Annotated in this window: 24 protein-coding genes; 19 read left to right on the forward strand and 5 right to left on the reverse strand. The window is 68.0% G+C overall.

Annotated elements, in window-relative coordinates; translation table 11 throughout:
- Positions 1-120 precede the first annotated feature (120 nt).
- Positions 121-297, forward strand: coding sequence for a DUF1059 domain-containing protein (locus AC1DDO_RS08710; protein WP_476971750.1), 177 nt, complete (start codon positions 121-123; stop codon positions 295-297).
- Positions 294-1,445 (forward strand): EAL domain-containing protein, encoded by a 1,152-nt coding sequence (locus AC1DDO_RS08715; protein WP_476866725.1) that lies wholly within the window; start codon positions 294-296, stop codon positions 1,443-1,445. The genes AC1DDO_RS08710 and AC1DDO_RS08715 overlap by 4 nt, the downstream gene beginning before the upstream one ends.
- A 16-nt stretch (positions 1,446-1,461) precedes the next feature.
- On the opposite strand, the gene AC1DDO_RS08720 is transcribed toward AC1DDO_RS08715, so the two are convergent.
- Complete coding sequence (locus AC1DDO_RS08720) at positions 1,462-1,947, reverse strand: DUF1810 domain-containing protein (RefSeq protein WP_476866724.1); 486 nt, start codon at positions 1,945-1,947, stop codon at positions 1,462-1,464.
- Between the two features lie 143 nt (positions 1,948-2,090).
- Here AC1DDO_RS08720 and AC1DDO_RS08725 point away from each other — a divergent pair, with 143 nt between their 5' ends.
- The 6 genes from AC1DDO_RS08725 to AC1DDO_RS08750 all read left to right on the forward strand — a co-directional run bounded on the left by AC1DDO_RS08725 (position 2,091) and on the right by AC1DDO_RS08750 (position 6,953).
- Positions 2,091-3,035, forward strand: a complete 945-nt coding sequence (locus AC1DDO_RS08725) for an ABC transporter ATP-binding protein (RefSeq protein ID WP_476866723.1) — start codon at positions 2,091-2,093, stop codon at positions 3,033-3,035.
- On the forward strand, positions 3,028-4,620 hold the full coding sequence (locus AC1DDO_RS08730) for an ABC transporter permease (RefSeq protein ID WP_476866722.1): 1,593 nt from the start codon (positions 3,028-3,030) through the stop codon (positions 4,618-4,620). The genes AC1DDO_RS08725 and AC1DDO_RS08730 overlap by 8 nt, the downstream gene beginning before the upstream one ends.
- A gap of 155 nt (positions 4,621-4,775) precedes the next feature.
- Positions 4,776-5,507, forward strand: a complete 732-nt coding sequence (locus AC1DDO_RS08735) for an MgtC/SapB family protein (protein ID WP_476866721.1) — start codon at positions 4,776-4,778, stop codon at positions 5,505-5,507.
- Entirely contained in the window at positions 5,491-5,943 is a 453-nt protein-coding gene (locus AC1DDO_RS08740) for a DUF1801 domain-containing protein (protein ID WP_476866720.1), read from the forward strand. The genes AC1DDO_RS08735 and AC1DDO_RS08740 overlap by 17 nt, the downstream gene beginning before the upstream one ends.
- Positions 5,944-5,991: 48 nt before the next feature.
- A complete protein-coding gene (locus AC1DDO_RS08745) occupies positions 5,992-6,534 on the forward strand; it encodes a GNAT family N-acetyltransferase (RefSeq protein WP_476866719.1) in 543 nt (180 codons plus the stop codon).
- The gene (locus AC1DDO_RS08750) at positions 6,534-6,953 is read left to right on the forward strand and encodes a VOC family protein (protein ID WP_476866718.1); all 420 of its coding nucleotides are present in this window, start codon (positions 6,534-6,536) and stop codon (positions 6,951-6,953) included. The genes AC1DDO_RS08745 and AC1DDO_RS08750 overlap by 1 nt, the downstream gene beginning before the upstream one ends.
- A gap of 12 nt (positions 6,954-6,965) precedes the next feature.
- On the opposite strand, the gene AC1DDO_RS08755 is transcribed toward AC1DDO_RS08750, so the two are convergent.
- On the reverse strand, positions 6,966-7,400 hold the full coding sequence (locus AC1DDO_RS08755; RefSeq protein WP_441407776.1) for a DUF7144 family membrane protein: 435 nt from the start codon (positions 7,398-7,400) through the stop codon (positions 6,966-6,968).
- A gap of 134 nt (positions 7,401-7,534) precedes the next feature.
- On the opposite strand from AC1DDO_RS08755, the gene AC1DDO_RS08760 reads away from it, so the two are divergent.
- The 3 genes from AC1DDO_RS08760 (at position 7,535) to trxA (ending at position 9,347) form a co-directional block, all read left to right on the forward strand.
- On the forward strand, positions 7,535-8,263 hold the full coding sequence (locus AC1DDO_RS08760; protein ID WP_476971751.1) for a Type 1 glutamine amidotransferase-like domain-containing protein: 729 nt from the start codon (positions 7,535-7,537) through the stop codon (positions 8,261-8,263).
- A gap of 46 nt (positions 8,264-8,309) precedes the next feature.
- A complete protein-coding gene (locus AC1DDO_RS08765) occupies positions 8,310-8,855 on the forward strand; it encodes an acyl-CoA thioesterase (RefSeq protein WP_441407778.1) in 546 nt (181 codons plus the stop codon).
- Between the two features lie 78 nt (positions 8,856-8,933).
- Entirely contained in the window at positions 8,934-9,347 is a 414-nt protein-coding gene (gene trxA, locus AC1DDO_RS08770) for a thioredoxin (RefSeq protein ID WP_018773584.1), read from the forward strand.
- A 131-nt stretch (positions 9,348-9,478) separates the two neighbouring features.
- Here trxA and AC1DDO_RS08775 read toward each other — a convergent pair whose 3' ends face one another.
- Positions 9,479-9,757 carry a putative quinol monooxygenase gene (locus tag AC1DDO_RS08775; RefSeq protein ID WP_390203660.1) on the reverse strand — a complete coding sequence of 93 codons (279 nt, stop codon included), beginning with the start codon at positions 9,755-9,757 and terminating at the stop codon, positions 9,479-9,481.
- 111 nt (positions 9,758-9,868) lie between these two features.
- Here AC1DDO_RS08775 and AC1DDO_RS08780 point away from each other — a divergent pair, with 111 nt between their 5' ends.
- A complete protein-coding gene (locus AC1DDO_RS08780; protein ID WP_476866716.1) occupies positions 9,869-11,545 on the forward strand; it encodes an AMP-binding protein in 1,677 nt (558 codons plus the stop codon).
- A 36-nt stretch (positions 11,546-11,581) separates the two neighbouring features.
- Here AC1DDO_RS08780 and AC1DDO_RS08785 read toward each other — a convergent pair whose 3' ends face one another.
- Entirely contained in the window at positions 11,582-12,562 is a 981-nt protein-coding gene (locus tag AC1DDO_RS08785; RefSeq protein WP_476971752.1) for a DNA-3-methyladenine glycosylase family protein, read from the reverse strand.
- A 163-nt stretch (positions 12,563-12,725) separates the two neighbouring features.
- Between AC1DDO_RS08785 and AC1DDO_RS08790 the strand changes: the two genes are divergently transcribed.
- Complete coding sequence (locus AC1DDO_RS08790) at positions 12,726-13,148, forward strand: VOC family protein (protein WP_476866714.1); 423 nt, start codon at positions 12,726-12,728, stop codon at positions 13,146-13,148.
- A 58-nt stretch (positions 13,149-13,206) separates the two neighbouring features.
- Here AC1DDO_RS08790 and AC1DDO_RS08795 read toward each other — a convergent pair whose 3' ends face one another.
- Entirely contained in the window at positions 13,207-14,340 is a 1,134-nt protein-coding gene (locus AC1DDO_RS08795) for an SLC13 family permease (protein WP_476866819.1), read from the reverse strand.
- A gap of 142 nt (positions 14,341-14,482) precedes the next feature.
- On the opposite strand from AC1DDO_RS08795, the gene AC1DDO_RS08800 reads away from it, so the two are divergent.
- The 6 genes from AC1DDO_RS08800 to AC1DDO_RS08825 all read left to right on the forward strand — a co-directional run bounded on the left by AC1DDO_RS08800 (position 14,483) and on the right by AC1DDO_RS08825 (position 21,382).
- Positions 14,483-15,868, forward strand: a complete 1,386-nt coding sequence (locus AC1DDO_RS08800) for a cystathionine beta-synthase (RefSeq protein ID WP_476866713.1) — start codon at positions 14,483-14,485, stop codon at positions 15,866-15,868.
- A 17-nt stretch (positions 15,869-15,885) separates the two neighbouring features.
- Positions 15,886-17,094 carry a cystathionine gamma-synthase gene (locus tag AC1DDO_RS08805; RefSeq protein ID WP_476971753.1) on the forward strand — a complete coding sequence of 403 codons (1,209 nt, stop codon included), beginning with the start codon at positions 15,886-15,888 and terminating at the stop codon, positions 17,092-17,094.
- Positions 17,095-17,187: 93 nt separating this feature from the next.
- On the forward strand, positions 17,188-17,715 hold the full coding sequence (locus tag AC1DDO_RS08810; protein ID WP_476971754.1) for a winged helix-turn-helix transcriptional regulator: 528 nt from the start codon (positions 17,188-17,190) through the stop codon (positions 17,713-17,715).
- On the forward strand, positions 17,712-19,097 hold the full coding sequence (locus AC1DDO_RS08815; protein ID WP_476866710.1) for an MFS transporter: 1,386 nt from the start codon (positions 17,712-17,714) through the stop codon (positions 19,095-19,097). Before AC1DDO_RS08810 ends, AC1DDO_RS08815 begins: the two co-directional genes overlap by 4 nt.
- A gap of 101 nt (positions 19,098-19,198) precedes the next feature.
- The gene (locus AC1DDO_RS08820) at positions 19,199-20,557 is read left to right on the forward strand and encodes a glycosyltransferase 87 family protein (RefSeq protein WP_476866709.1); all 1,359 of its coding nucleotides are present in this window, start codon (positions 19,199-19,201) and stop codon (positions 20,555-20,557) included.
- 63 nt (positions 20,558-20,620) lie between these two features.
- On the forward strand, positions 20,621-21,382 hold the full coding sequence (locus tag AC1DDO_RS08825; protein ID WP_476866708.1) for an SDR family oxidoreductase: 762 nt from the start codon (positions 20,621-20,623) through the stop codon (positions 21,380-21,382).
- The last annotated feature ends 62 nt before the right edge of the window (positions 21,383-21,444 follow it).

Genomic DNA, 21,444 nt, shown 5'->3' on the forward strand with positions numbered 1-21,444 from the left:
GCTCTGTTGGCGTTCGTGTTCCGGCAACACCCCGCTTTTCTGCGAGCAAAATCTCAGTTTTCGAGGCACCGCCATCGTACTGTTGTCCGGTCCGCTGTCGAAGAAGTAAAGGGAGAATTCGTGAAGTCGTTTGCCTGTGGTGATGTGGTTCCCGGTTGTGAAGCACGCTGGGTGTGCAGTACGGAAGATGAAATTCTGGTCAATGTCGCCGCTCACGCTGCGTCTTCGCATGGGCTGGAGGAGCTGCCGGCCGACGTCGTGCAGGCCGTCCACAGAGCCATCGTTCCCGTTAGTTGATTCACGAGGCAGGCGGCCTCCGGCCCCACGCCGGGGCCGTTCCCGGCCCGGACTGGAACGAGCAGCTGGCGGCCGCCTGCCGGGGTGTCGGCCTTTCCGCGGCCTACCAACCCATCGTTGATACTGCCCGCGGAACGGTGGTGGGCTACGAGGCCCTGGCGCGATTTCCGGGGTTCGCCGAAAAGAACCCCGAAGTGTGGTTTGCCGCAGCGCGCACTCATGGCCTGGCGGCCGAGCTTGAGGCTGCTGCCTTGCGGGTTGCCCTCGCGGCACGTCCCACCCTGCCTGCGAACTGCTTCCTGACCCTCAACGTCTCGCCGGAGCTGCTGCTCACGGACGATATCCGGGAGATCTGGCGCCGCCAGGGAAACCTTGGCGGACTGGTGGTTGAGCTGACGGAGCAAACCCCGATCGACTCCTATCTGGAGCTCGAGCCCGACCTCAACCAGCTGCGCGCCGCCGGCGCGCTGATCGCCGTCGACGACGCCGGAGCCGGCTATGCGGGGCTCCGCCACCTCCTGGCGCTGCGGCCCTCGCTGATCAAGATCGATCGCGAACTCGTCCAGGACCTCGACCGTGACGAGGCCAAACGGGCCCTGATCTCCATGCTCGGAACCTTTGCCAGTCGGGTCGACGCCTGGATCCTGGCCGAGGGAGTGGAACGGGTGGAGGAACTGGACGCCCTGGTGGCCCTCGGCGTGCCGCTTGTCCAGGGGTATTGCCTGGCCCGGCCGGGACCGGCCTGGGTGCAGATCGATCTTGACGTCGCCCACCGCCTGGCGTCCAAACCCCCGGTGACGCAGCGGAGCACTATTCGGGACATCGCGGAACCCGCGACAACGGCCACCACGACGGCGACGGCGGCTGCCGCCTTTGATGCCAACCCCGCCCTTCAGTCCGTGGTGCTGATGGAGGAACACCTGCGGCCGGTCGCGGTGCTCGATCCCGTCGCGGCGGCCATGGGCATGGTGAGCCCGGGAATGCGGGTCAACCTGGACACGCCGATCGGCGAGGCGCTGGCGCGTTGCATGACGCGGACTCAGGGCAACAGGTTTGACCCCCTTCTGGTGACGGACAACGCCGGCCGCTTTGCCGGCGTCGCGCGCATGGAGCGGATGATCACCGCCCTGGCTGCGCCGGACAGCTAACCGTCCGCCCGGACGGCTAACCGTCCGGATCGCCTGGCTGGTCCGCGTCGCCGGACTGCCCCGCCGGCAGCTGTCCATCCAACAACTGTCCCGTGCCGGGGTCCTCCCTGCCCTCGAAGTAGCGGTCCAGGACATCGCGGAACACGGATTCACCCGGGTCTGCAAGCCGGAACAGCGTCATGGACGAGTGCAGCTTCCGCGCGTCGATGCTGCCAAAAATCTGCACCGCAGACCGGCCCTCCAGGGAGGCCACTGTGGCGGCAACTTCCCGCAGGCGGGGACCAAGGAGGTCGTGCCGAATGTAGGCCCGGGCCTCGTCCAGGGAGGAGATGGCATATTTGCGGGCGGTTTCGCTGTGGCCCAGGCCTGCGAGCTGGGGGAAAACGAACCACATCCAGTGGCTCCGCTTCATGCCCGACCTCACCTCCGCCAGGGCGTGCCCATAGGTTCCGCCTGCATCTTGGGCGACCACGAACCGTTCAAGATCGTAGGGGTCTTCCATGTTCGTTAGGCTACGTCGCCGGATCGCGAAGCGACAGGTCCGTGGAAGCGACAGGGCCGTGACAGGGCAAAGGCAGCGTGCCCTGAGGTGACAGGCCTTTCGGCTGGGATCAAATTGTCGGTCTCAGGCGTATTGTGTCCCCCATGGCGAGCGTGGTGGAGATGGCCGGGGTTGTAAAGCGCTTCGGGCCGGTGGTTGCCCTGAACGGGTTGGACTTTTCAGTTGAGGCCGGCGAGGTGCACGGGTTCCTAGGCCCGAACGGTGCGGGCAAATCGACAACGATCCGCCTGCTGCTGGGCATGCTCCGGGCCAACGCGGGTTCCATCCGGGTGCTGGGCCTGGACCCGTGGCGCGACGTCGCGAGCCTGCACCGGCGCCTGGCCTATGTTCCAGGGGACGTGGCGCTCTGGCCCAACCTGACCGGCGGCGAGGTGATCGACCTCCTCGGCCGGCTCCAGGGCGGCCAGGACGTGGACCGGCGGGACCGGCTCCTTGAGGCATTCGACCTCGACCCCACAAAGAAGTCCCGGGCGTACTCCAAAGGGAACCGGCAGAAAGTTGCCCTGATCGCGGCACTGTCCACCGACGCTGAGCTGTTCTTGCTGGACGAGCCCACCAGTGGCCTGGACCCGCTCATGGAGGACGTTTTTCGCGGCTGTATCCGGGACCTGCGGAACCAAGGCCGCACGGTGCTGCTGAGCAGCCACATCCTCAGCGAGGCCGAGGCGTTGTCCGACCGCGTCAGCATCATCCGGGCGGGCCAAGTGGTGGACTCCGGGCGGCTTGAGGAGCTCAGGCACTTGACCAGGACCACCGTCACGGCCGACGTCTCAGCGGTGCCGCCGGGTTTGGACATCCTGCCGGGGGTCCACGACGTCGTCATAACAAACCACCGCGTCAGCGCGCAGGTGGAACCGTCCGGCCTGGCCCCGCTCATGCGTGCGCTGACCGACGCGGGCCTCCTCGCGCTGACCAGCCAACCGCCAACCCTCGAGGACCTCTTCCTCCGCCACTATGGCTCAGCGGTCCCCGCGGCCGCGGCAGTGTCCGCAGCCGAGTCCGGCAATGGGCGGTCCGGTGATGCGTGAAACGTTGGCGGGTACAACGGTCCTGGTCCGGCTCGGACTCCGGCGCGACCGCTGGCTGCTGCCGGCATGGATCGCAGGATTCGCCCTAACGACCTATTCCACCGCCGCAGCCGGCGCCGAACTGTACCCCGACGTCGGGAGCCGGGTCGAAGCCGCGACGGCCCTGAACGCCACGGCCTCGCTCGTGGCGCTATTCGGCCGGGTCTATGACCCCACATCCCTGGGAGCGCTGTCCCTCATCAAGTACACAGCCTTCATGGCAGCCATCCTCGCCGTCCTGATGGTGAGCATCACCGTCCGGCACACCCGCAGCGACGAAGAGTCGGGGCGGCTGGAGTTGCTCGGGGGAGGGCGGCTGGGTCGCGACGCCCCACTCGCAGCCGCCCTCGCCATCAGCTTCGGATCGAGCCTGGTCCTCGGACTGGTAACGGCGTTGTCCCTGGCCGCCGGCGGACTTCCTGCCGCCGGGTCACTGGCGTTCGGACTCGGCTGGGCCGCGACCGGCATGGCGTACAGCGCCGTGGCCGGGGTCACCGCCCAGGTCACCGCCAGTGCGCGGGCCGCCACCGGAATGGGCGTCGGCGTCGTGGCAGTGACCTATGCGCTGCGGGCCGTGGGGGACCTCGCCGAACCCGGGCCGTCCGCCATGTCCTGGCTTTCACCGATTGGCTGGAACCAGCAGATCCGGGCCTTTGCCGGGGACCAATGGTGGGTGATCGCCCTGCCGCTGTCACTGTGCGTTGTCCTGGTGCCAGTGGCCGTCGGCCTCCGCGCCCGCCGTGACCTTGGCTCGGGTCTGCGGGAGGAGCGCCCCGGCCCGGCGCGAGGTTCCCTCCGCGGTGTCTGGGACCTCGCCGTGCGGCTCCAACTAAGAATGCTTGCAGCGTGGGCGGTGGCGTTCGTGGTGTTCGGCGTGGTGATCGGATCGCTGGTCGGCAACGTCACGGACTTGCTGAGTTCCCCAAACGCCCAGGACCTGATCAAGATGCTGGGCGGAACCCAGGCCATGACGGACGCCTTCATTGCCGCGGAGATCAGCATTATGGGGCTGCTGGCCGCCGCCTACGGGCTCTCGGCGGCCAGCCGGCTCCGCGACGAGGAGACAGACGGCCACGTCGAGGCTCTGCTGGGCACGGCCACCACCCGGCCGCGCTGGGCCACCAGCCATTTCGCCCTGGCGCTCGCCGGCGTCGCCGTGCTCATGCTGCTGGCCGGGTTGTCGGTCGGAGCCGGCGCAGCGGCGGTGCTGGCCGACGGAAACCAGCTTGGACGCGTCACCGTGGCCGCCGCCGCCCAGATCCCCGCGGCCTGGGTCATGACATCAGCGGTACTGGCCGTGTTCGGCTGGGCACCCCGGCTCACCGGGGCTGTCTGGGCCCTGCTGCTGTTGTTCGTGGCCCTGGGCGAGTTCGGCGTACTGTGGAACGCCCCGGAGTGGCTGATGGAACTCTCCCCGTTCCGGCATTCGCCGCTGCTTCCGTTGGATTCCGGCGCCGTGGGGCCGTTGCTGGGACTCACCGTGACGGCTTCTGCGCTCGCCGTAGTGGGCTACTCCGGCTGGCGCCGCCGCGATCTCGCGGCCTGAGCGGAACAGACCCGCCCCTGTTCGCCGCCCCCTACTCCCAGCAAGGGGGCGGCGGTACGATCAACATCAAGGGAGTCGTTGGCGTACCTCAGAGTTGGCCGGAGCCGCCGGCGTCCGGAACGGGGCGCCACTCTCGGGCCGGGCCGGAGAGCGGGATGCAGGACGCATATGGGATATATACCCCAACCACACTGGTGGAAATCGGGCTGCTGCTGGCGACATTTGTCCTCTGTTCCCTGATTGGTACCGAGCGGCAGGTCCGGCAAAAGGTCGCGGGCTACCGCACCCACGTACTCGTCGGTCTGGGATCGTGCACCTTTACTCTGATCTCCGCCTACGGTTTCGCCGCCGCTCAGCCCCCCGGGGGCACCATGGACCCGGCCCGCATTGCGGCCCAAATTGTCAGCGGCATCGGCTTCCTCGGAGCCGGCGTGATTTTCAAGGGGCGGAACGTTGTCCGGGGCCTGACGACGGCCGCGAGCATTTGGGTTTCGGCCGCCGTCGGCATGGCGTGCGGGGCCGGAATGCTGTCCCTGGCCGTTTCACTGACTGTTTTCCACCTCATCACGTTGTACGTCGTCTCTCCCTTCATCAGGAAGATACCGACCCCGGACGCCCACCGGGTCCTGCATCTGGGCTACGACGACAACCAGGGCGTGCTGCGGCAAGTGTTGGAGATCGCCACCAATATGGGCTTCAGCTCGTCGATCCTGAGCACCAACAAATCGGGAACCGAGCAAAAACCGATCGTCCTCATGGACATCCGCTTCCACGGGCATCTTCCGCTGCGGGACCTCGTCCCCTACCTTCTGGATGTGCCCGGCGTGAAGAGTGTCACCGTTCGCGGCGCCGACCCGAACGAGGAGGACGATGACTCCAGTTCCTGAAAACCCGCAACGGGACCCCCGAGTGGACGCCTTCATCGCGGCGCTGCCGGAATGGCAGCAGGATGTCTGCGCCCAGGTGCGTGAACTGGTCCATGCCGCCGACCCGGCGGTTACCGAGACCATCAAGCGCACCACGCAGCCCTATTTTGTCCTTGACGGCAACATCTGCGCGTTCCTGGCGGCCAAGGACCACGTCAACGTCTTCCTGTACGACGGCGGAATAGTCCCGGATCCGGAGGGCATCATCACGGGCGGGCACGACAACAAGACCGCGCGCACCGTCGCCTTCACCCAGGGAGAAGCCATCCCCGCCCTGGCCCTCACGGCGATGTTCCGGCAGATCATTGCGGACAACCGGGCCGGTGGCTGGCGGAAACTCAAGCCGCTCCGATTGAGTCAGGCCGCTCAAGCCGGGCCGATCGATCCAGGCCCCTGAAGCTGGCCTCTGATTGAAGCCGTTCCGGATGACCGTTAGAGTCTGCGGATGACCGAGAACAGCGCCGCCTTGACGGATACTGTGCGGGTGCGGGTGCTGCGCAGGCCCGACGCCAGCGCCCTGGCCGATGCCTACCTGCGGAACCGGGAGCACCTGGCGCCCTGGGAGCCCCTGCGGTCCGAGGATTTCTTCACCGTCAACGGACAGTCCGCCAGCATTGAGTCCAAGCTCGGGCTGTTCATCGCGGGATCGGACGTGCCATGGGTTCTTGTGGAGGGCTCCCGCATCGTCGGGGTGATGAACCTCAGCGGGATTGTCCGGGGGCCCTTCCTCAGTGCCCACCTCGGCTACTGGGTGGATAAGGACATGACCGGGCGGGGGATTGGCTCGGCAGCGCTGGAGTTCGCAGTCCAAGCCGCGCGGTCCGAGCTGGGCCTGCACCGGTTGCAGGCCGCCACCCTCCCGCACAATACCGCGTCACAGCGGATCCTGAAGCGGGCGGCTTTTGAGGAGATCGGCCTGGCGCCACGGTACCTTCAGATCGCCGGTTCATGGCAGGACCACGTCCTTTTCCAGCGGATCCTCTTCTGATGGCAGCTGTTCCGGATACGCCTGCGGACTTTGGTGCGCTGCACCATGTTGAACTCTGGGTGCCGGACCTGCAACGCGCCAGGGACCAGTGGGGCTGGCTGCTGGGCCGGCTGGGCTACGAGCCTTACCAGGACTGGGCCCACGGATGCAGCTGGCGTCGCGGGCCAACCTATATCGTCGTCGAGCAGTCCCCGGCCCTCAGCGGAACCGAACACCAGCGCACGGCTCCCGGCCTGAACCATCTGGCCTTCAGCGCGGGGACCCGGGAGCACGTGGACGCCATGGCGGCCGAGAGTCTGAGCCACGGCTGGGCCGAGCTGTTCCCGGAGAAATACCCGCACGCGGGCGGTCCAGGCCACTTCGCCGCCTACCTTGTCAACACGGACGGCTACGAAGTGGAGCTGATCGCTGCGGACTGAGCGCCCGGCGGCCTACGGATTGCTTGCCGGAGGTGCTTGTTCAGCCTTCAATTCCTCGCCGTGGGCGATGATCGCGTAGATGATCAGCACGTTCATGGCGATGACGATGAAGGCCCACCACGGCTGCTGCGGGATGAGCATCAGCTGCACCACCGCGCTGATGCCGGCCAGGACGACGCCAACCACCCGGGCCCACATTGCGCCTGAGAAGAGCGCGACGCCGGTGAGAATCAAGAGCACTCCGATCGCCAGATTCCACCAGCCCCACCCCTTCGCATCGAAGAGGAACAGGCTTCCCGGCGTCGATAGGTAGTAGGTGTCCGGTCCGGTGAGCGCGACGAGTCCTTGAAGACCACTGAAGACGCCGTTGATGATCAGAATGACTCCGGCGAAGCGGACCCAACCGGTCCAGCCAGTCGAAGCGACAGGATGATGGACAGTGCTCATAATGCCGACCGCTTTCCGTTTGAATGCTCTGCCGTCGGCCTCATGGTCGGCGCAGTCGTGTCACGAAGCTAGTACCGATTCCGATTATGTTCCTCACGCTCAGCGCCGGTCAATCGCTGCGGGTACTTTGAAGCATGACCATCTTGCTTGTCGGCGGAGGCCCGGACACCGTCACCACTCCCGTCGTCTTCGACCGGTTCGTCAGGGAACTCCGGTTCCGGGCCCCTGGGAGGGTTCCGCGCGTCGCCGTGGTTCTCTTTGACCATGAGGGCAGCTCGGAATATTTCCTGCCCGCCTATCTGGAGCCGCTGGAATCCCGAATCGCCTGCGAGGTGGTCCCGGTCCTTCTCCGCTTTGACAAGGGCGCGGCTGGTGCCGCGTTCGACCACGTCGATGGGATCGTGGTGGGCGGCGGCCCGACGCCGGGCTACCTGGAAGGTCTCCTGTCGTCCGCGGAGGCCATCCGCCGGGCAGTCTCCGATGGTGTGCCGTATATGGGGTTCTCTGCCGGGGCGATGGTGGCGCCGGCGAGGTCGATCGTGGGAGGCTACCGCATCCGCGGCACCGAGGTATGCCCGGTGGATTGGTCGGAGGGTCTCGAGGAAGTGGAGATCCGCGACGGGCTCGGATTGGTGCCCTTCGCTGTCGACGTCCACGCCGCGCAGGCCGGGACGCTCAGCCGGGCCGTCGCCGCGGTGGCGAAGGGCCTCGTGGACCGCGCGGCTGCCGTGGATGAGAACACTGCCCTGGTCCTGCACCACACGGACCTGGACTCCGTGGAGGTGATCGGCATTGGGAACTGCTGGACGATTCGCGGCACCGGCCCCAAGGCCACGGTCTCGGTCCTGTCGGCGCATGGCTAGCCCGCCCCCCTTGGCACGAGTTGTTACTCGCGAGTAACATTGCCTTATGCACCTTCTGTTCCGCACCCTCCTGCTGCTGTTCACGTCCTCGCGCCGCTCGCCGCTGAGCATTTGGGACAACTCATCGCTGCCCTTGCGGGTCCTGCCCACTGACATTGACATCGCCATGCACGTCAACAACGGCATGTACTTCTCGCTCATGGACCTGGGCCGCTTCGACCTCATGGCCCGCAGCGGAACGTGGAAGAAGATGCGCCGCCGGGGCTGGACCCCGGTGGCGGCGGGGGAGACCATCGCCTTCCGCCGCTCGCTGCAGCTTTGGCAGCGGTACACCATCGAATCGAGGATCATCGGGCTCGACTCGAAAGCAATCTACTTCGAGCAGCGGATGGTGGTGGACGGCGAGGTCTATGCGCGTGCGTACATCGCCACCCGGCTGGTCAGCAAAGGCAAGCCCGTCAGCCAGGAGGAAATCATCCGCGAGTTCGGCGCCCCGCCGGCGGATCTGGAACTGCCCGGGTGGATCCATGAATGGCGCGAAACCAACGCCCTGCCCGGCGCCAGGCGCCCGGCTCCGCACGCCTGGGCGTGACCTCCGTACCCGCCTGCCCGGATGTGCCAACAGCGTAATGCCGGGGACAATCCGCGCCTGCTCCCGTACCGTTGACTCATGGCTACCGTAGACATCACAGGTGAACAGTTCGCATCGACAGTCGAGGATAACGACATTGTCCTCGTCGATTTCTGGGCCGAATGGTGCGGCCCGTGCAAGCAGTTTGGCCCCACGTACTCCGCGATCTCAGAGAAGCACCCGGACGTCGTCTTCTCCAAGGTGGACACCGAGGCTGAGCAGCAGCTCGCCGCCGAGGCCGGCATCACCTCGATCCCCACGCTGATGGCCTTCCGCGAAAAGGTCCTGGTGTTCTCCCAGCCCGGCGCCCTGAATGCCCAGCAGCTGGAGCAGGTGGTCGACGCCGTCAAGGCCCTGGACATGGAGGAAGTCCACGCCCATGTGGCCCGGTCCCAGGCCGAGGCCGCCGCAGCGGCGGCCAAGCAGGACGGGACCCAGATTCCGGAAGCCTGAGGCTCCACGGCCTCCTCGGAAACTTAAAGTAACGCGGGGTCACTCCGCGCCCATGAATCCCTCGCAGGATGGGCGCAGAGTGACCCCGCGTTGTTGTGGCGTTCTTTGTGGCGTTGTGGAGGGCGGGGCGCCTAGAGCGTTTCCAGTTTGACCGGCTCGGCCAGCAGTGCGCTGAGGGATTCGTTCAGGTCCTGGACGGCCGTGCCCTTGGAGTGCTTGTCCAGGTCTGCCTGGCTGGCCCAGCGTTCGGTCAGGACGAGCTTGTCCTCGCTGGCCTCCGTGAGCTCGTAGCGGATACAGCCGGGCTCGTTGACTACCTCGTCAATCGCGATATCCAGGGCGAGCTTCACGCGGAAGAATTCGCCGTCGTTGGGGATGAATATGGCCTGAAGGTCAACGGGTGCAGTCATGGCAATTACCCTACCGGGCCGCTGCGCAGCGGCCGGAAGATGACCCAAGATTTCATAGGACTTCCAAGCTTTGCTCTTCTTTTGCCCCCGGTCAGTTGGTAGCGTCACTTCATGCGTGCTTACACAGCCGGGGACACTGACGTCCCGCTGCTCGAGGAAACCATTGGTGCGAACTTCGAACGGATCGCGGCGCGGTTCCCGTACCAGGACGCCCTGATCGAGGCGGCCGCGGTGCCCGGCGAAGAGGCCCGGCGGTGGAGCTACACCAAGCTGAACGACGACGTCGACCGCCTCGCGCGTGCGCTCCTCGCCTTGGGCGTTGCGAAGGGCGAGAGGATCGGCATCTGGAGCCCCAACTGCGCCGAATGGACCATCCTGCAGTACGCCACCGCGAAGATCGGGGCGATCCTGGTCAACGTCAACCCTGCCTACCGCAGCCACGAGCTCGAGTTCGTGGTCCAGCAGAACGGCATGCGCATGCTGGTCACCGCGCCCTCGGACCGGAACAGCGACTACACCGGGATGGCGCGGCAGGCATTGGCGGCGTGTCCGGAGCTGCGCGAGCTGGTCTTCCTCCCCGATGCCGGTCTGGCCGGGCTGAGAGCCGGCGACCCCGGCAACGAGTCGGAGCGCACGTACGCCGAGCTGCTCAAGCGGGCTGACGACGTCGCACATTCCGCCCTGAAGGCGCGCATGGCGGACCTGGACGCGCACGATCCCATCAACCTGCAGTACACCTCGGGCACCACGGGTTTCCCCAAGGGCGCCACGCTGACGCACCACAACATCCTGAACAACGGCTACTCGATCGGCGAGCAGCTGGGGTATACCGAACACGACCGCGTGGTCATCCCGGTGCCGTTCTATCACTGCTTCGGCATGGTGATCGGAAACCTGGCGGCCCTTAGCCACGGCGCCGCCACCATCATCCCCGGCCGGGCGTTCTCACCGGCCGCGGCGCTGGAGGCCGTGCAGGACTTCGGCGGGACCTCGCTGTACGGCGTGCCGACCATGTTCATCGCCGAGCTCGCCCTGCCGGACTTCGCCTCCTACGACCTCTCGACACTGCGCACAGGCGTCATGGCCGGATCGCTGTGCCCGATCGAGGTGATGAACCGGGTCATCGGCGAGATGAACATGAACGACGTCGCCATTTGCTACGGAATGACCGAGACCTCGCCGGTGTCCACCATGACCCGGAGCGTGGACCCCATGGCCCAGCGGACCGAGACTGTCGGCCGGAGCATGCCCAACCTGGAGAGCCGGATCGTGGACCCGGTGACCGGGGATGAGCTGGAACGCGGCGGGATCGGTGAACTGTGCACGCGCGGCTACGCCGTGATGCGGGGGTACTGGAACCAGCCGGACAAGACCGCCGAGGCGATCGACGACGACGGCTGGATGCACACCGGGGACCTCGCCCGGATGGACGCGGACGGCTACATCGTGATCGAGGGCAGGATCAAGGACATGGTGATCCGTGGCGGCGAGAACATCTATCCGCGGGAGATCGAGGAATTCCTCTACACCCACCCGGACATCCAGGACGTCCAGGTGATCGGCGTCCCGGACGCCAAGTACGGCGAGGAACTGATGGCCTGCGTCATCCTCAAACCCGGCGCCGCGCCGCTGGACGCCGCCGGCCTGGCCGAGTTCTGCCGCGGCAAGCTGGCGCACTACAAGATCCCGCGCTACGTGGACGTCCGAGAAAGCTTCCCGATGACCGTCTCCGGCAAGATCCGCAAGGTGGACATGCGCCAGGAGGCCGCGGCCCGGCTGGGCCTCTAAAAAACCGACGCCTGACGGCAACGCGGGCAGGGCGGGTCAGTGGCGGCGGTGGTCCTGGATGGTCATGCGCGGGCCGAAGGTCGGTTTGCGGAAGCCGCTCAGGCCGATCATCCGGACCACCCGCTGCCGGTGCCCTGCCCAGGGGGCCAGCAGGGAGAGCATGCCGGCGTCGTCGGTCCGGCGGCCGGTCAGTGCCGCGCCCACGTAGGCCGCAAGGTGGTAATCGCCCACGGCGATCGAGTCCGGGCAGCCGTGCGTGCGTTGGACCACCTCCGCCGCCGTCCACACCCCGATCCCGGGAAGGGTCTGCAGCTTGGCCCCCGCCTCCACTGCGGGGAGGGCGGCGAGCCGTTCGAGTGCGACGGCGGACCGCAGGGCCCGCATGACGGTTGCCGAGCGCTGCGGGCCCACGCCGGCCTGGTGCCATTCCCAGGACGGAATGTGCAGCCACTGCGCGGCCGTCGGCTGGACCAGCAGATTGGCGGGAGCGACCGTGCCGGCCCCCGGCGCCGGCGTCCCGAAGCGGTACATCAGGTAACGGTAGCCGCGGCGGGCCTCGATGACGGTGACCTTCTGCTCCAGGATGGTCGGCACCAGTGAGTCGATGATCCGGCCGGTGGCGGGCAGGCGCAGCGCGAGGTTCCGGTGTCGGGCTTCAACCACCATGCGCGGGAGCGTGGCATGGAACGCGGGCTCATCGAACCCGGACCAGTCGTCCTCGCTGCCGAGCATGCGCGGGACGGAATCGATGGCGTCCACTGCCCCGGGCCCCCAGGCCTGTGCGTCCACTGCCGGGTCCGCCCGCGGCCCCGCCGTCGCAAGGCGCAAAGTGGCCGGGCCGTGCGGTGTTGTAAACGCGAGCCAGACCCCGTCCGGGGCGGTGCGGATGGCCGGGTCGCCGTGGCCGCGCAGGAGCGGGCCGATGGTCTGCATCAGGTCGAACGGACCACCCGGGTGCCACCGCAGTGAGGCGTCCGCCGCGGCGGCAAGGCCTGCGGGGACGTCGGCAACGGTCATTCAAACATGTTCCCACGGCCCCCTGACGGCGGCCGCATCAGCCGGCGCGGAGCATGGGCCATAGGGCCCTTAACCTCCCGGGCTGCGGGGGCTAGACTCCGGCTGGGGCGTGGCGCGCCGGCGCCCGGATCGTGGCCCGAATCCTTGTTCTTGGGAGAGTGTGATGGCTGGTGGAGTTGTACATTTTGAAATCCCCGCGGACGACGAGAGCCGCGCACGGGAGTTCTACAGTTCGGCGTTTGGCTGGCAGGTCAGCGTCATGCCGGAGATGAGTTACTCCATGATCAAGACGACGCCGACGGATGCGACGGGCATGCCCTCCGTTGCGGGCTCCATCAACGGCGGCATGTTCCACCGCGAAGGAGACCTCACGTCCCCGGTGGTCACCGTGGATGTCGATGACATTGACGCGGCGCTGGAGAAGATCAACTCCTTGGGCGGCACCACGGTCCTGGCGCGGCAGGAGGTCGGCACCATGGGCTGGGCCGCCTACTTCAGGGACACCGAAGGCAATGTGGTCGGTCTCTGGCAGAGCGCCCCGCGTGAGGGTGGCGCCGACGCATCGGCGGATGACATCGGCGCCTGAGGAGCTGCCTGGGACCGGCGCCCGACACCTGCGTCGTCCCCCTTCCACGCACCAGGAATCAGGGCATCCCCGTGGTGAGCCACAGTGCCACCACCGCCAGCGGGACCGTGAGGACGACGGCGACTACGCCGGCCAGGGCGAAGCCTCCCCAGCGGATCTCCACGTTGAGGGCGCGGAGCCGTTCGTGCCACAGAAGCGTGGCCAGGGACGCCCACGGCGTCACCAGCGGGCCCAGGTTTACGCCGATCAGCAGGGCGGCCAGCCGGGCCGGGGAGCCGGCCACCGGTTCCAGGGCCAAATAGGCCGGCAGGTTGTTGACGGCGTTGGCTGCCCCTGCGCCCAGGCCGGCCAGCTGAAGGAGCGCCGGAAGGCTCTCGCCCGTGCCGGCGATCCCGGACAGGAACCCGGCGAGGCCATTGGCGTGCAGGGCCTCCACCACCATGAAGAGCCCGGACGTAAGCATGAGCGGGCGCCAAGGAATCATGGAGCATCGCAGCACGGAGCGCCGCCGCCAGAGGAACAGCAGGAGCAGGGCCGCGGCCGCCGCGATCGCGGGGATCTGCACCGGAACTCCGGAGACCAGCGCCGGCAGCAGGACCACCATGACGCCGGATGCCGCGTAGAGCAGCACCCGGTCCCGCACCTTATGGACCGGCTGCGGGCCGTACTTGCCCCGCAGATCCTTCCGAAACGCCAACCACAGGAGCACCAGCGGCACCAGGATCCCCACCAGGGCAGGCGCCCACACCAGGGCGGCGAACGCGGCGGGGCTGAGCTTGAGCCGGTCCTGTGCCAGCAGGTTGGTCAGGTTGGAGACCGGCAGCAGCAGCGAGGCCGTGTTCGCCAGCCACACCGTGGTCAGCGCGAACGGCAGCGGCGGGATGCGGGCGTGAATGGCCAGCAGCACCACGACGGGAGTCACCAGCACCGCCGTCGTATCCAGTGACAGGAACACCGTGGAAACGGTAGCGAGGGCGATCACGAGGAACCACAGGAGCAGGACCCGGCCGCGGCCCAGGGCGGCCAGCCGCTCGGTGACCACCCGGAAGAGCCCGGCCTCATCCACGAGCTCGGTGACCAGGGACATCGCCACCACGAACGCCAGCACCGGCACTGTCCGTGCCGCGAGTTCCTGGAAAGCCGGCACGGGCAGGAGCCCGGTCGCCAGGGCCACGCATCCGGCCAGCAGCATGCCCCCGGGCAGAGCATAACTCTTGAGCTTCTTGAGCCGGGCGATCCACTTCACCGGCTAATCCTCGCACCCGCCGGAGCGGAACGAGGAGCCGTGGCCCCGTCGACATGGCTGCCGCGCCGGAGACGGTAACTTAGTACCCATGAAGTACGCCCAGTCCATCCTGGACCTCATCGGCCATACGCCGCTCGTCAAACTCAACCACGTGACCGACGGCATCGCAGCCACCGTCCTCGTGAAACTCGAATACCTGAACCCCGGCGGTTCGATCAAGGACCGCATTGCGGCCAAGATGATCGAGGAGGCCGAACGCACCGGCAAGCTCCTGCCCGGCGGCACGATCGTGGAACCGACCTCGGGCAACACCGGCGTGGGCCTGGCGCTCGTGGCGCAGCAGAAGGGCTACCGCTGCATCTTCGTGGTTCCGGACAAGGTCGGCGAGGACAAGCGGGCCGTGCTCCAGGCCTACGGCGCCGAAGTGGTGGTCACACCCACCGCCGTCCCGCCGGACAGCCCGCAAAGCTACTACGGCGTCTCCGACCGGCTCGTCACCGAGATCCCGGGCGCGTACAAGCCAGACCAGTTCTCCAACCCTGCAGCCCCGGCGAGCCACTACGAATCCACCGGTCCCGAGATCTGGAACGACACCGACGGGCTCATCACGCACTGCGTGATCGGCGCCGGGACCGGCGGCACGATCACCGGCACCGGCCGGTTCCTCAAGGAAGTTTCCGCCAAGCGGCCCCAGGCCGAGGGCGGCGTCGTGAAGATCATCGGCGCGGACCCCGCGGGCTCGGTGTACTCCGGCGGGACGGGCCGGCCCTACTTTGTCGAGGGCGTCGGCGAGGACATGTGGCCGGCCAACTATGACAAGTCCGTCCCGGACGACGTCATTGCCGTCAGCGACGCCGATTCCTTCGCGATGACGCGCCGGCTGGCCCGCGAGGAAGGCCTGCTGGTGGGCGGGTCCTCGGGCATGGCCGTCGTGGCCGCACTGGAGGTCGCCAAAGACCTCCCGGCGGACGCCGTCGTCGTGGTCATCCTGCCGGACTCCGGCCGCGGCTACCTCGCGAAGATCTTCAACGACCAGTGGATGCGCTCCTACGGCTTCCTGGCCAGCGGAGACGAGGCGTCGGTCGGCGAGGTCCTCAAGGCCAAGACCGGCGAACTCCCGGACCTCGTGCACATCCACCCCAACGAGTCCGTCCGCGATGTCATCAACATCATGAACGAGTACGGCGTCTCGCACATCCCCGTCCTGTCCCAGGAACCGCCCGTGGTCATGGGCGAGGTGCTGGGCGCCGTGGACGAACGCACCCTCACGGCCAAGCTCTTCCGCGGCGAGGCCAAGCTCTCGGACAAGATCTCCGAACACATGGAGGCACGCCTCCCCGTGATCGGCTCGCTCGAATCGATCTCGACCGCCCGCGAACTCCTCTCCGAGACCGACACCCTCATGGTGACCTTTGTCGGCGCTCCGGTGGGGATTCTGACCCGCCACGACCTCCTCGCCTACCTCAGCAACTGACCAGTTCAAGGAGTCCCATGTCCCAGCCAGAAAACTCTTCCTCGTCCAGCCAGGGGTTCAACACCCGCGCCATCCACGCCGGCCAGGCCTTTGAGCCCCGCACCGGCGCGGTGGTGCCGCCCGTGCACTTCTCCTCGACCTATGCCCAGGACGGCATCGGCGGGCTGCGCGCCGGGTACGAATACGGCCGGGGCACCAACCCCACGCGCGACTCGCTGCAAGAGCAGCTGACAGCACTGGAAGGCGGGACCGCCGCGTTCTCCTTCGGCTCCGGCCTGGCCGCCGAGGACTCCATGATCCGCGCCCTCACCCGCCCCGGGGACCACATTGTGCTCGGCAACGACGCCTACGGCGGAACGTACCGGCTCATCAGCCGGGTTCTGGGGGAGTGGGGCATCGGCAACACCCCGGTGGACATGTCCGACCTCGACGCCGTCGCGGCAGCCGTCGCGGCAGGCGGCGCGTCCGACGGCGGCGGCAAGACCCGCCTCGTGTGGGTCGAGACGCCGTCGAACCCGATGATGAAGATCACCGACATCGAGGCACTCGCCAAGGTGGCGCACGACGCCGGTGCGCTCCTGGTGGTGGACAACACCTTCGCCTCGCCGTACCTGCAGACCCCGCTGGCACTCGGCGCCGACGTCGTGGTGCACTCCACCACCAAGTACATCGGCGGCCACTCCGACGTCGTCGGCGGCGCGATCGTCGTCAACGACCCGGAGCTGGCGGAGAAGATCGGCTTCGTCCAGTTTGCCGTCGGCGCCGTGTCCGGGCCGATGGACGCCTTCCTGACCACCCGCGGCCTGAAGACCCTCGGCGTGCGCATGGACCGGCACAGCGACAACGCCCAGGCTGTGGCCGAATGGCTGCTGGAGCGCCCCGAGGTCGAGGCCGTGCTGTACCCGGGCCTGCCTTCCCACCCGGGCCATGAGCTGGCCAAGAAGCAGATGAAGAAGTTCGGCGGCATGATCTCCGTGCAGTTCAAGGGCGGCGAGGCCGCGGCGCGCAAGGTGGCCGAATCGACCTCCGTCTTCACGCTGGCCGAGTCCCTGGGCGGGATCGAATCGCTGATGAACTACCCCTCGGAAATGACGCACGCCTCGGTCAAAGGCACCGAACTGGCCGTCCCGGTCAACCTGATCCGGCTCTCCTGCGGCATCGAGGACGTCGAGGACCTGATCGCGGACCTCGACGCCGCGATCTCCTCCCTGGATGCCGGCAGCTAAGCGGCAGCCAGCTTTACCCGGCGCAGGCGTCATCTGCGCTGCATTCATCCGGCCACCCTAGCTTTCTCTAAGAGAGTCAGCTAGGGTGGCCGCATGGCACTCCGATCAGACTGGTCCCAACGGACCTGCAGCATGGCCCGCGGCCTCGACATCCTGGGCGATCCCTGGAGCATGCTCGTCCTGCGCGAGGTGTTCTTCGGCAACGGCCGCTTCGACGCCATGAAACAGAGGCTGGGGGCGGCCGATTCCGTGCTCACCAAACGGCTCGCCGCGCTCCTGGACGCCGGTCTCCTCACCCGGCGGCCCTACGACGACGGCGGCCGCACCCGCCAGGAATACGTCCTCACCGCCAAAGGCGAGGATGCCCTCCCTGTGCTCAACGCCGTCGTGATCTGGGCCGAAAAGCACCTCCCGGCTCCTTCCGGGCAGGCGCACATGTTCGTCATTCACAGCGGCTGCGGGGAAAGGACCTCCTCGGCCGACACCTGCACGGCCTGCGGGGAACCGCTGACGGCTTCGAACACGAGCTGGCACAGCCTCACCCGCACCGCGGACCCCGTGCCCCTGGCCTCCGCCGGCACGGAAGCCCCTGCCCACCCCCAGAACGGAACCGCCGCATGAGCGCCCCCAAAACCACCATGACCCCCGCGCCCGTCCGCCGCCGGATCCACCCGGCATGGATCGTCGCCGCCGTGGCCTTCCTCGCGCTGGTCGGCGCTGCCGGGTTCCGCGCCGCGCCGGGCGTGCTGATGGTGCCGCTGCAGAACGAGTTCGGCTGGTCCACCACCGTGCTCTCCGCCGCGGTCAGCATCAACCTCGTGCTTTTCGGGCTCACGGCACCGTTCGCGGCAGCCCTCATGGAACGCTTCGGCATCCGCGCCGTCACGGCCGTGGCCCTCGTGCTGATCGGCGCGGGCAGCGCCCTGACAGTCTTCGTGACCCAGTCCTGGCAGATCCTGCTGACCTGGGGACTGCTGATCGGGCTCGGTACCGGATCCATGGCGCTGGTCTTCGCCGCTACGGTCGCCAACACGTGGTTCGCCAAGAGCCGGGGCCTGGTGATCGGCATCCTCACCGCCGGCAGCGCCGCCGGGCAGCTCGTGTTCCTGCCGTTCATCGCCGTCCTGGCCCAGGACGCGGGCTGGCGGCAGGCCTCGCTCCTCATCGCCGCCGGCGCCCTGGCCGTGGTGCCGATGGTGCTGATGTTCCTGAAGAACTCACCGGCCGACGTCGGTGTGCTGCCGTACGGGGCGACGCCGCTGGCCGCGGAAGCGGTCACGGAAGCAGCCACGGAAGCGGCCCCCGGGGCGGCCGCCGGGGCAGCGGCCACCGGGCCGGCAACAACCGGGCCGGCAACGGCGGAGCCGCGCCGGAATGCTGCCGTCCGGGCCCTGCAGGTCCTCAAGCGGGCCAGCAAGGTCCGTACCTTCTGGGCCCTCGTGGCCGGTTTCGCGATCTGCGGCGCGACGACCAACGGGCTGATCGGCACGCACTTCATTCCCTCCGCCCATGACCACGGCATGCCGGAAACCACCGCGGCGGGCCTGCTCGCCGTCGTCGGCCTGTTCGACATCGTCGGCACCATCGCCTCCGGCTGGCTGACGGACCGCTTCAACCCGCGGATCCTGCTTGCCGTCTACTACCAGTTCCGCGGGATCGGGCTGCTGGTCCTGCCGCTGCTGCTCAGCGCCACCGTCCAGCCCAGCATGATCGTGTTCGTGGTCATCTACGGACTGGACTGGGTGGCCACGGTGCCGCCGACCGCCGCGATCTGCCGTCAGGTGTTCGGCGCCGACGGGTCCGTCGTGTTTGGCTGGGTCTTCGCGGCCCACCAGCTCGGCGCGGCCGCCGCGGCACTGGCAGCCGGGGCTGTCCGCGACGCCACCGGCCAGTACACCTACGCCTGGTTTGCTGCCGCCGCCATGTGCACCATCGCCGCCGTCATCAGCGCCACGATCCGCAAAGACGCCCGGAAGCCGGAGTCCATCCCGGTCCCGGCCTAGCTGTTCGGTAGACTGACCCGACAGCGAGGGCGCGTTTCCGCCGCCCCGGACGGAACCGACCAAACGGCCAGCGTCTCACCAGCAGCCCGATTGGGGAATTCATGTCAGTGCTCGATTCCGACCGCAGCCCGGCGCGCCCGTCACCCCTCCCGCAGCTGATCCGGCTCTCCGCGCTCCTGGCTATCGCCGGAGTGGGCTACTTCCTCTGGGTCTCGCTCGGCGTCTGGGCCAAACAGGGCCTGGACTTCAGCGTCTACTGGTACGGCGGGAAGATCCTCAATGACGCCGGCGCGGCGCCGTCCCAGCTGTACGCGGGTAATGTCGACTGGGCCGGCGGGCCGAAGCTGATGTTCACCTACCCGCCGTTCGCCGCCATGGTCTTTGGCCTGTTGGCGCGGCTGCCCCAGACTGCGGCGCTGACCCTGTTCAACGCGGCCGGAGCCGGCGTGGCGGTCCTGACCACGGTCCGCGCGGTCCGGTACTGGAACTCCAAGACCAGTTGGCGCGCCACCTTCCGGGCTCCCGGCAACGTCTGGGCCGCCGCCGTCCTGGTCCTGGCGGTGCTCAACCTCGGCCCGTGGCGCGAGACCCTCGTGTTTGGCCAGATCAACGCCCTGCTGATGGGCCTGATCGCCGTGGACCTGCTGGCCCGCAACCCGCGCTGGACCCGCGGATTCCCCGGCAGCGGCTTCCTGGTGGGCGTCGCGGCCGGCATCAAGCTGACGCCACTGGTGTTCGGACTGTACTTCCTGGTCCGCAAGGACTGGCGTGGACTGGGCAACATGGCTGCCGGCTTCACCGCCACCGTGGTGGTCGGCTGGCTGCTGCGCCCCGCCGAATCCCTGCAGTTCTGGCTCGAGATGCTGCCGGACACCTCCCGGATGGGGGGAGCCGGCTATGTGGACAACCTGTCGCTGAAGGGCGCCCTGCTGCACTTCGGCGTCCCGGAGGCGCACGTCACCGTGCCGTGGCTGGTGCTGAGCCTGGCGGTGGTGGCCCTGGGCGCCGGCGTAATCAAGGCCGCCAGCGATCAGGGCGCGCGCGTGGTCGCGGTGTCGGCGACGGCGCTCACCATGCTGTTGATCAGCCCGGTCTCCTGGTCCCACCACTGGGTGTGGGTCGCGGCCGTCTTCCCGGCCTTCGCCTGGACCTTGCGGGAAGCCCCGCGCCGCTACGCCGGGATGCGCTGGACCATGGGTGCGGTGCTGGGCATCTCGATCCTGGTGTTCTTGTTCTCGCCGAAGACCATCGGCACGGCCCTGGGCGCGGAAAACCTCGATATCCAGACGCCCGGCCTCTGGATCATGGCCTCCAGCGCCGGCGTCTTCTGCGCCCTGGCCCTGCTGGTGTGCTGGCTGGTGGCCCTGCGGCGGGACTCGCTGGCGCCGGGGCTCGACCTCACGTCCGGGCCGGTAGCCGCACAGGACGCCCGGGCCGCCGTCTCCGCTACCTCTTCCTAGGCGCCTCTTCCCGGGTGCGGCTTCTCAGATGCCGTGACGGCCGCCACCGCTAGGCTGGTCGGCATGACTTCCTCAACTCCGCGCAAAACCGCCCTCGTCACAGGTGTCGGCCGGCTCGCCGGAATCGGCGCCGGCATCGCGCGCCGCCTCGCCGCCGACGGCTGGGACCTCGTCCTGACGTACTGGCAGGACTACGACGCGAGGATGCCGTGGGGAGTCCAGCCCGACGACGTCGAACGCCTCACCGCCGAGCTGCAGGCGATCGGCGCCGCCGTCGTGGCCCTGCCGGCGGATTTCGAAGATCCGCAGGCCGTGGACCGGCTGATGGCCGCCGCCGCGGCGGAAGCCGGACCCCTGCAGGGCCTGGTGCTCAGCCATTGCGAATCCGCGGACTCCGGCATCCTGGACACGACCCTGGAAAGCTTCGACCGGCACTTCGCGGTCAACACCCGTGCCAGCTGGCAGCTGATTGCCGCCTTCGCCCGGCAGGCAGGTCCCGACGGCGGGGCCATCGTGGCCCTCACCAGCGACCACACCGCCTTCAACCTGCCCTACGGCGCATCCAAGGGCGCCCTGGACCGGATCGTGATCGCCGCGGCCCGGGAACTCGGCCCGCTCGGGATCAGCTCCAACGTCCTGAACCCGGGACCGGTGGACACCGGCTGGATGGACGGGCCGCTCCGGGACGATCTGGCCCGTCGGCACCCCGGCGGCCGGCTGGGCACCCCGGCGGACGTGTCCGGCACGGTCGCGTTCCTGCTCTCGCCCGAGGGCCGCTGGATGTCCGGCCAGCTGGTCAAGGCCGACGGCGGCTTCTCCGCCTGAGCCGGAACTTCCACCCGGAACCCCGTCGAGAAGGCACATCACGGCAGTGTCGGCGGCAAACA

Source organism: Arthrobacter sp. 10N43 (assembly GCF_056394525.1).

Excerpts from the sequence above, each read along its gene's own strand:
- AC1DDO_RS08815 (WP_476866710.1), top strand. The coding sequence starts at position 17,712 with ATGAGCGCCCCCAAAACCACCATGACCCCCGCGCCCGTCCGCCGCCGG.
- AC1DDO_RS08725 (WP_476866723.1), top strand. The coding sequence starts at position 2,091 with ATGGCGAGCGTGGTGGAGATGGCCGGGGTTGTAAAGCGCTTCGGGCCG.
- AC1DDO_RS08740 (WP_476866720.1), top strand. The coding sequence starts at position 5,491 with ATGACTCCAGTTCCTGAAAACCCGCAACGGGACCCCCGAGTGGACGCC.
- AC1DDO_RS08760 (WP_476971751.1), top strand. The coding sequence starts at position 7,535 with ATGACCATCTTGCTTGTCGGCGGAGGCCCGGACACCGTCACCACTCCC.
- AC1DDO_RS08810 (WP_476971754.1), top strand. The coding sequence starts at position 17,188 with ATGGCACTCCGATCAGACTGGTCCCAACGGACCTGCAGCATGGCCCGC.
- AC1DDO_RS08745 (WP_476866719.1), top strand. The coding sequence starts at position 5,992 with ATGACCGAGAACAGCGCCGCCTTGACGGATACTGTGCGGGTGCGGGTG.
- AC1DDO_RS08780 (WP_476866716.1), top strand. The coding sequence starts at position 9,869 with ATGCGTGCTTACACAGCCGGGGACACTGACGTCCCGCTGCTCGAGGAA.
- AC1DDO_RS08805 (WP_476971753.1), top strand. The coding sequence starts at position 15,886 with ATGTCCCAGCCAGAAAACTCTTCCTCGTCCAGCCAGGGGTTCAACACC.
- AC1DDO_RS08765 (WP_441407778.1), top strand. The coding sequence starts at position 8,310 with ATGCACCTTCTGTTCCGCACCCTCCTGCTGCTGTTCACGTCCTCGCGC.
- AC1DDO_RS08820 (WP_476866709.1), top strand. The coding sequence starts at position 19,199 with ATGTCAGTGCTCGATTCCGACCGCAGCCCGGCGCGCCCGTCACCCCTC.
- AC1DDO_RS08825 (WP_476866708.1), top strand. The coding sequence starts at position 20,621 with ATGACTTCCTCAACTCCGCGCAAAACCGCCCTCGTCACAGGTGTCGGC.
- AC1DDO_RS08750 (WP_476866718.1), top strand. The coding sequence starts at position 6,534 with ATGGCAGCTGTTCCGGATACGCCTGCGGACTTTGGTGCGCTGCACCAT.
- AC1DDO_RS08755 (WP_441407776.1), bottom strand. The coding sequence starts at position 7,400 with ATGAGCACTGTCCATCATCCTGTCGCTTCGACTGGCTGGACCGGTTGG.
- trxA (WP_018773584.1), top strand. The coding sequence starts at position 8,934 with ATGGCTACCGTAGACATCACAGGTGAACAGTTCGCATCGACAGTCGAG.
- AC1DDO_RS08720 (WP_476866724.1), bottom strand. The coding sequence starts at position 1,947 with ATGGAAGACCCCTACGATCTTGAACGGTTCGTGGTCGCCCAAGATGCA.
- AC1DDO_RS08775 (WP_390203660.1), bottom strand. The coding sequence starts at position 9,757 with ATGACTGCACCCGTTGACCTTCAGGCCATATTCATCCCCAACGACGGC.
- AC1DDO_RS08800 (WP_476866713.1), top strand. The coding sequence starts at position 14,483 with ATGAAGTACGCCCAGTCCATCCTGGACCTCATCGGCCATACGCCGCTC.
- AC1DDO_RS08730 (WP_476866722.1), top strand. The coding sequence starts at position 3,028 with ATGCGTGAAACGTTGGCGGGTACAACGGTCCTGGTCCGGCTCGGACTC.
- AC1DDO_RS08790 (WP_476866714.1), top strand. The coding sequence starts at position 12,726 with ATGGCTGGTGGAGTTGTACATTTTGAAATCCCCGCGGACGACGAGAGC.
- AC1DDO_RS08785 (WP_476971752.1), bottom strand. The coding sequence starts at position 12,562 with ATGACCGTTGCCGACGTCCCCGCAGGCCTTGCCGCCGCGGCGGACGCC.
- AC1DDO_RS08735 (WP_476866721.1), top strand. The coding sequence starts at position 4,776 with ATGCAGGACGCATATGGGATATATACCCCAACCACACTGGTGGAAATC.
- AC1DDO_RS08795 (WP_476866819.1), bottom strand. The coding sequence starts at position 14,340 with ATGCTGCTGGCCGGATGCGTGGCCCTGGCGACCGGGCTCCTGCCCGTG.